The organism is Streptomyces sp. NPDC006512, assembly GCF_040611935.1.
Classification (GTDB): Bacteria; Actinomycetota; Actinomycetes; order Streptomycetales; family Streptomycetaceae; genus Streptomyces.
This window is the reverse complement of record NZ_JBEXPG010000125.1, coordinates 1-6846: the sequence shown is the minus strand read 5'-3', so window position 1 is coordinate 6846 and position 6846 is coordinate 1. Positions and strand designations below refer to the sequence as shown.

General features: G+C 74.3%; 7 protein-coding genes. 4 read left to right on the top strand and 3 right to left on the bottom strand.

Features of this window, described 5'->3' with window-relative positions:
* Window positions 1-96: 96 nt before the first annotated feature.
* Entirely contained in the window at window positions 97-915 is an 819-nt protein-coding gene (locus tag ABZZ17_RS39695) for a PhzF family phenazine biosynthesis isomerase (RefSeq protein ID WP_356884204.1), read from the bottom strand.
* Between the two features lie 208 nt (window positions 916-1123).
* On the opposite strand from ABZZ17_RS39695, the gene ABZZ17_RS39690 reads away from it, so the two are divergent.
* Entirely contained in the window at window positions 1124-1738 is a 615-nt protein-coding gene (locus ABZZ17_RS39690) for a PadR family transcriptional regulator (protein WP_356884202.1), read from the top strand.
* Window positions 1739-1934: 196 nt separating this feature from the next.
* Here ABZZ17_RS39690 and ABZZ17_RS39685 read toward each other — a convergent pair whose 3' ends face one another.
* Window positions 1935-2363 carry an SRPBCC family protein gene (locus ABZZ17_RS39685; protein WP_356884200.1) on the bottom strand — a complete coding sequence of 143 codons (429 nt, stop codon included), beginning with the start codon at window positions 2361-2363 and terminating at the stop codon, window positions 1935-1937.
* Window positions 2364-2533: 170 nt separating this feature from the next.
* On the opposite strand from ABZZ17_RS39685, the gene ABZZ17_RS39680 reads away from it, so the two are divergent.
* Both ABZZ17_RS39680 and ABZZ17_RS39675 read left to right on the top strand, forming a co-directional pair.
* Entirely contained in the window at window positions 2534-3490 is a 957-nt protein-coding gene (locus ABZZ17_RS39680) for an EamA family transporter (protein WP_356884198.1), read from the top strand.
* Window positions 3491-3779: 289 nt separating this feature from the next.
* The gene (locus ABZZ17_RS39675) at window positions 3780-4754 is read left to right on the top strand and encodes a DMT family transporter (protein WP_356884197.1); all 975 of its coding nucleotides are present in this window, start codon (window positions 3780-3782) and stop codon (window positions 4752-4754) included.
* Here the strand turns inward: ABZZ17_RS39675 and ABZZ17_RS39670 are convergent.
* Complete coding sequence (locus ABZZ17_RS39670; protein ID WP_356884195.1) at window positions 4736-5401, bottom strand: pyridoxamine 5'-phosphate oxidase family protein; 666 nt, start codon at window positions 5399-5401, stop codon at window positions 4736-4738. The two genes, ABZZ17_RS39675 and ABZZ17_RS39670, sit on opposite strands and share 19 nt — an antisense overlap.
* Window positions 5402-5438: 37 nt before the next feature.
* Here ABZZ17_RS39670 and ABZZ17_RS39665 point away from each other — a divergent pair, with 37 nt between their 5' ends.
* On the top strand, window positions 5439-6770 hold the full coding sequence (locus tag ABZZ17_RS39665) for an aminotransferase class I/II-fold pyridoxal phosphate-dependent enzyme (RefSeq protein WP_356884193.1): 1332 nt from the start codon (window positions 5439-5441) through the stop codon (window positions 6768-6770).
* Window positions 6771-6846 lie beyond the last annotated feature (76 nt).

Sequence of the window (6846 nt, the reverse complement as noted above, 5' to 3'; positions counted from 1 at the left end):
GGGCTTCCGCCCGGCGCACCGAGAGCACGCACCAGACGCCGCAGGGCCGCCCTCCGGGCGACGACGGGAGTTTGACGACAGGCCCTAGTGCCGTGTTCAGGGGGACGTGAGCAGTTCGCCGTCGAGGACGGTGACGGCGTTCCCCGTCAGGAGGGTGCGTTCGCCCGCGAGGGTGACCCGGACCAGGCCGGTGCGCGCTCCGCCCTGGAGGCCGGTCATCTCGGTGCGGCCCAGGCGCCGGCCCCAGAAGGGGGCGAGCGCGGTGTGCGCGCTGCCGGTGACCGGGTCCTCGTCGATGCCGACGGCCGGGAAGAAGCCGCGCGAGACGAAGTCGTAGCCGAGGGCCGGGTTCTCGGCGGCCGCGGTGACGATCACCCCGCGGCGGGAGTACGCGCGCAGGGCCGCGTGGTCGGGGGCGAGTTCGCGCACGGTCCGCTCGTCGGCCAGTTCGACCACCAGGTCGCCGATGTGGGCGGAGGTGTCGTGGACCGACTTGATCGCGGCGCCCAGTGCGCGGCCCACCTCGGGTTCCGGGTCCACCGGGGTCAGTGAGGACGTCGGGAAGTCCATGGTGACCGAACCGTCCCCGTCGGCCCGGGCCGTGAGGACGCCGCAGCGCGCGCCGAAGCGGATCAGACCGTCGGCGAGGCCGTCCGAGGCGAGGACGTGGGCGGTGGCGAGGGTGGCGTGCCCGCACATGTCGACCTCGGCCGCCGGGGTGAACCAGCGCAGCGCCCAGTCGGCGTCCCCGCCGGGCGGCAGGGGGTGGGCGAAGGCCGTCTCGGAGAGGTTGACCTCGGCGGCCACCTGCTGGAGCCATGCGTCCGGGGGGAACGGGCCGTCGAGGAGCAGGACTCCTGCGGGGTTCCCGTGGAAGGGGCGGTCGGTGAAGGCGTCGACGATTCGGATGCGCATGGACCGACCGTAGGGCGGTCGCCCGAACCCGGCCAAAGGCCAATCCGGGGTGACTGGCCTGCTTCCTCCTGACCCCGTGCACTCGTGTTCGCTCCCGTATCGGCGACCGGTTCCGATATATCGTTGACGCATCGCGATGGATCAGTGATAGTGGAGAAGTCGAAAGACGACGACCGCGATGACAAGCGATGACGAAAGGAGCGCAGTGATGCGTTCACGTGGACAGCACGACCATGGACATGAGCACGGGCGGGGTCACGGCCACTGCGGGCCCGACCGTCGGGAGGAGTTCCAGGGGCGGCGCGCCGCCTTCGGGCCGTTCGGCCCGCCCTTCGGCGGCGGTCCCTTCGGGGGGCGCGGCGGCCGCGGCGGACCGCGGGGCCGGGCGCGGCGCGGTGACGTGCGCGCCTCGATCCTGGCGCTGCTCGCCGACCGGCCGATGCACGGCTACGAGATGATCCAGGAGATCGGCGAGCGCAGCGGCGGGGCCTGGAAGCCCAGCCCCGGCTCGGTCTACCCGACCCTGCAACTCCTGGAGGACGAGGGGCTCATCCTCAGCGCGAGCGAGGGCGGCAAGAAGCTCTTCACCCTCACCGACGCCGGCCGCGCCGAAGCTGAGTCCGGTCCGGACGCCCCCTGGGCGGACGCCGGCCGGGGCTTCGACTTCGAGGCGATGCACGAGGTCCGGACGGCCGGGATCGGCCTGATGGAGGCCTTCGGGCAGGTGTTCAAGACCGGCTCGCCCGAGCAGCGCGAGAAGGCCCTCGGCGTGATCAACGACGCCCGCAAGAAGCTCTACCTGATCCTGGCCGACGAGCACTGAGCCGACGAGCACTGAGCCGACGAGCACTGAGCCGACGAGCACTGAGTCGGCGTGCGCTGGGCCGACGTGCGCTGGGCCGGCGGCCGGCTCCGGGAAGCGCCGCCGCGGCGCTTCCCGGACGACGGAGCGCCCCGCGAGACCTCTCGCGGGGCGCTCCGTCGTGTTCGCGGGTCCGGGCGGACCGTCGTGGCGCCGGTCAGGCGACCAGCCCGGCCAGCTTGCGCAGCGATTCGTTCAGGGCGGCGGTGGCCGAGTCCTTCAGCTTGCCCGCCATGAGGGACACCGCGGCGCCCGTGAACTCGCCGTCGATGCGCACGGTGGTGGCCCCGCCGTCGGCGGTCAGGGTGTACCGGGTGAGGACGGCCACGCCCATGGGTCCCTTGCCGGTGATGGCGAAGAGGCGTTCGTCCTCCAGTTCCGAGACGGTCCACAGGACCTCGGCCGGGAAGCCCATCATCTTCATGTTCTCGGCGAAGGTGGAGCCGACCGCGAGGGTCTCGGGACCGCCCTTCGGGAAGTTGGTGTGGGTCATGCTCCACTGGCCGTACGCGTCCCAGTCCGTCAGCTGGGCCCAGAGCTTCGCGGCGGGCGCCTCGATGCGTGATTCCGCGGTGACTTCAGCCATGCGTCCACCCCTTCTCGTCGGGTTCGTGCGGCGGAAGGTAGTCCCGGCGACCGGAACATTCAATACTGACGACCTGTCAGATATCGGGTTCCGGACGATGTGGATCTCAGCTGTGTCTCAACAGGTGTCATAGCGGTGACGGTCCTGACCGGCCCTGCCATGATGGCCTGATGCAAGCGTCAGGGAAGAACGCCGGACTGGGCCTCGCCCTCGTCTCGGCGTGCGCGTTCGGTGGTTCGGGGGTCGCGGCGAAGCCGCTGATCGAGGCGGGTCTGGACCCGCTGCACATGGTGTGGCTCAGGGTGGCCGGGGCGGCGCTGGTGCTGTCCCCGCTGGCTTGGCGGCACCGCGATCTGGTGCGGCGCAAACCGCTGCTCCTGGCCGGCTTCGGGCTCATAGCCGTCGCCGGCGTGCAGGCGTTCTACTTCGCGTCGCTGTCCCGGATCCCGGTCGGCGTGGCCCTGCTCCTGGAATACCTGGGGCCGGCCCTGCTGCTCGGCTGGATCCGCTTCGTACAGCGCAAGCCGGTGACCCGGTCGGCCGCGGCCGGTGCGGCGGTCGCCGTCGTCGGCCTGGCCTGCGTGGTCGAGATCTGGGCCGGGCTGAGCCTGGACCCGCTCGGGGTGCTGCTCGGCCTCGCCGCCGCCTGCTGCCAGGCCTTCTACTTCGTCTTCGCCGACCAGGGTGCGGACGGGGACGACGCGCCCGACCCGATGGGCGTGATCGCCTTCGGCATGATCGTCGGCACCCTGGTGATGACCGTGATCGCCCGGCCCTGGCAGATGGACTGGCAGGTCCTGAGCGGGTACGCCGCCCTGGGTGACCTCCGGGTGCCCGCGTTCGCCCTGCTCGGCTGGGTGGTGCTGGTCGCCACCGTGTTCGCGTACGTCACCGGCGTGGTCTCGGTCCGCAAGCTCTCCCCGCAGGTGGCGGGCGTGGTCGCCTGCCTGGAGGCCGTCATCGCGACCGTCCTCGCGTGGATCCTGCTCGGCGAACACCTCTCCCTCCCGCAGATCGCGGGCGGGGCGCTGGTGCTGGGCGGTGCCTTCATCGCGCAGTCCTCGCGGCCGACCCCGCCGGGCGCGGCCGATCCCGCGGTGCTCGGCCCGGAGAAGGCCCGGGTGTAGCCGGCCGGGCCGTAGGGCCTGGTCAGGGCGGTGGGGGAGCGCGTAGGGTGCGGACCATGCCGTCGACCGTACTGCCGCCTCCCGCCGCCTAGGTCCTGCCCGGACGCTCCCGCGGTCCCGCACTCCCTGCGGGCGCCCCGCGGGGAATTCCCGCGCAGGACCGGCGCGGGTGGCTGCCCCTTGTGAGGACCACCCGCCCCGGCCGCCTTCCGGCGGCCCGGGCGGGTTCGTGCTGCCCGCGAAGTGATGACCGGCCTTCCTCATCCTTCACGCATGCGCGGAGAACCACGTGTCGAACCATTCGCCCGCTGCCGGGCGCAGTCTGCTGTACCTCGTCGTCGCCGGGGTCGCCTGGGGCACCGCCGGAGCGGCCGCCTCCCTCCTCTTCCTGGCCAGTGACCTCGGCCCGCTCGCCCTGTCCTTCTGGCGGTGCGCCGGCGGGCTCGTCGTACTGCTCGGGGTGCTCGCCCTGCGCCGGCCCGGTGCCGGGCGCCGGCCGGGCGGGGGGCGGCGGCCGTCCGCCGCCTCGCTCATCGGGACCGGGCTGATGTTCACCCTGTTCCAGGCCGCGTACTTCGGCGCCGTCCGGGAGACCGGCCTGGCCGTCGGCACCGTCGTGACCCTCGGCGCGGGGCCCGTGCTGATCGCGCTCGGCGGCCGGTACTGGATGGGCGAGCGGCTGGGGCGGGGCGGGGTTGCCGCCGTCGCCGGTGCCCTCGCCGGGCTCGCTGTACTCGTCCTCGGCTCCGGGGGCGGTGAGGTGCGGCCGCTCGGGGTGTTCTGGGCGCTGCTCTCCGCCGCCGGGTACGCGGCGATGACCCTGCGGGCCCGCTGGCTCGGGCGGCGCGGGGCCGGCGGGGACCCCCTCGTCACCACCGCGTGGTCGGTGGGGGTGGGCACGGTGTGCCTGCTGCCGCTCGCCGCGGTCGAGGGGCTGCTGCCGCACACCGCCGACACGGCGCGGGTGCTCTGGCTGCTCGCGTACGTGGCCGTCGTGCCGACGGCGTTGGCGTACGCGCTCTACTTCACGGGCGCCGCGTCCGTGCGTGCCGCGACCGTTTCCGTGATCATGCTGATCGAGCCGGTGAGCGCCGCGGTGATCGCGGTCGCGCTGCTCGGGGAGCGGCTGACCGGTGCCGTGGTGCTGGGCACCGTACTGCTGCTCGCGGCCGTGGGCGCGCTGATCGGCTCCGAGGCGCGCAGGCCCGCGGAGGGGCCGGTGGCGGTCCGGCCCGCCCCCGGGGTTCAGAGCGCGGCGACGTAGTCCGGGGTCGCGATGCCGGGGGCCAGGTCGGCGGCCGGGACCGGTGTCCCGTAGGCCGGGGCGACCGGGACCACGCCCGACCAGTAGGGCAGGTCCAGGTCCTCGGCGTCGTCGTTCGGGCCGCCGGTGCGCAGCTTCGCCGACACCTCGTCCAGGTCCAGGCGGATCACCGCGGTGGCGGCCAGTTCCCGGGCGTTCGCGGGCCGCGAGTCGGCGGAGCGGCCGGGGATGACGTGGTCCACGAGGGCGTCCAGCGCCATCCGGCGCTCCGCCTCGTCGGTGACCTCGTAGGCGGTGCCGTGGACCACCACCGAGCGGTAGTTGAGGGAGTGGTGGAAGGCCGACCGGGCCAGGACCAGTCCGTCGACGTGCGTCACGGTCAGGCACACGGGGAGCCCGGGGTCCGCCTTGCCCGCGGCGAGCAGCGGGCGGGAGCCGGTCGAGCCGTGGACGTAGAGGGTGTCGCCGACCCGGCCGAAGAGGGTGGGCAGGACCACCGGCGCGCCGTCGCGGACGAAGCCCAGGTGACAGACGTAGGCCTGGTCGAGTATCGAGTGCACGGTCTCGCGGTCGTAGCGCGCCCGGTCGCGGGAGCGGCTCGGAACGGTGCGGTCGGTGGGCTCGTAGGCGGCGGGCGTGGTGGTCATGGTGCGGACTCCGTTGTACTAGTGCATAATGTTGTTTGTGCTAGGAGACTATCGGATCGCAGGGCGTCGCGCATCGGAAATCGCGGCCAGTGTCGAAGCGGGCGTCGGATCGGGCGCCCTGGAGCCGGGAACGTTGTTGCCGCCGATGCGTGAGCTGGCCGGCGAACTGGAGGTGAATCCCAACACCGTGGCCGCCGCGTACCGGACCCTGCGCGAGCGCGGGGTCATCGAGACGGACGGGCGGCGCGGCAGCCGGGTACGGCACCGGCCCGCGACCGCTCCGCGCCACGCGCTGCGGATGGCCGTACCGGAAGGGGTGCGCGACGTCGCGCAGGGCAACCCCGACCCGGACCTGCTGCCCCCGCTGGACGGGCCGCTCGCGGCGGCGGCCCGCCGGTACGCCGAGGCGCCGACCCTGTACGGGCAGGATCCCGTGGCCCCCGAACTGGCGCTCCTCGCCCGGGCCGGCTTCGAGGCGGACGGGGTCCCGGCCGGGGCGATGGCCGTGACCTCGGGCGCGCTGGACGGGATCGAGCGGGTGCTGGCCGCGCACCTGCGGCCCGGTGACGCGGTGGCGGTCGAGGACCCGGGCTGGGGGAGCGTGATGGACCTGGCGCCCGCCATGGGCCTGCGGGTGCTGCCGGTCTCGGTCGACGACGAGGGGCCCAGGCCGGAGGCGGTGGCCCGGGCGCTGGCCGAGGGTGCCAAGGCCCTCGTCGTGACGGCCCGCGCGCAGAACCCGACGGGGGCGGCGGTGAGCGCCGAACGGGCCGCGGCCCTGCGGGAGCTGCTGGCGCCCCATCCGCAGGTGCTGGTCGTCGACGACGACCACGGTCACGGGATCGTCGATCTTCCGCTGTACGCGCTGAGCGGCGCCACCCGGCACTGGGCGCTGATCCGCTCGACGGCGAAGGCGTACGGCCCCGACCTGAGGCTGGCCGTCCTGACGGGCGACGCGGTGACCATGGACCGGGTCCGCGGCCGGCAGGGGCTGGGGCCGGGCTGGGTGAGCAGGCTGCTCCAGTACGCGGTGGTGGAACTGTGGACCACCGGCGCCGTGGACCCGGCCGCGGTGGCGGCCTCGTACGGGGCGCGGCGGGACGCGCTGGTCGCGGCGCTGGCGGAGCGGGGGGTACGGGCGCACGGGCGGAGCGGGATGAACGTGTGGGTGCCGGTGGCCGACGAGACGGCCGTGGTGACGCGGCTGCTCACGGCGGGCTGGGCGGTGTCGGCCGGCGCCCGGTTCCGGGTGGACTCGCAGCCGGCGGTGCGGATCACCGTCTCCGGCCTCGCCCCGGCGGAGGTCCCCGAGCTCGCCGACGCGGTGGCGGCGGCGGTGCGGCCCGTGCTCGGTGGGCGCCGGGACTGACGCGACCACCGGCGCGGACCCCCCCCCCGCCCGCCCCCGCCGGGCCCCTCGCGCGGGGGCGGGCGGCCGACCTCCT

Bases quoted from the DNA above. Each gene is read 5' to 3' on its own strand.
- ABZZ17_RS39695 (WP_356884204.1), bottom strand. From the start codon at position 915: ATGCGCATCCGAATCGTCGACGCCTTCACCGACCGCCCCTTCCACGGG.
- ABZZ17_RS39685 (WP_356884200.1), bottom strand. From the start codon at position 2,363: ATGGCTGAAGTCACCGCGGAATCACGCATCGAGGCGCCCGCCGCGAAG.
- ABZZ17_RS39670 (WP_356884195.1), bottom strand. From the start codon at position 5,401: ATGACCACCACGCCCGCCGCCTACGAGCCCACCGACCGCACCGTTCCG.
- ABZZ17_RS39690 (WP_356884202.1), top strand. From the start codon at position 1,124: ATGCGTTCACGTGGACAGCACGACCATGGACATGAGCACGGGCGGGGT.
- ABZZ17_RS39680 (WP_356884198.1), top strand. From the start codon at position 2,534: ATGCAAGCGTCAGGGAAGAACGCCGGACTGGGCCTCGCCCTCGTCTCG.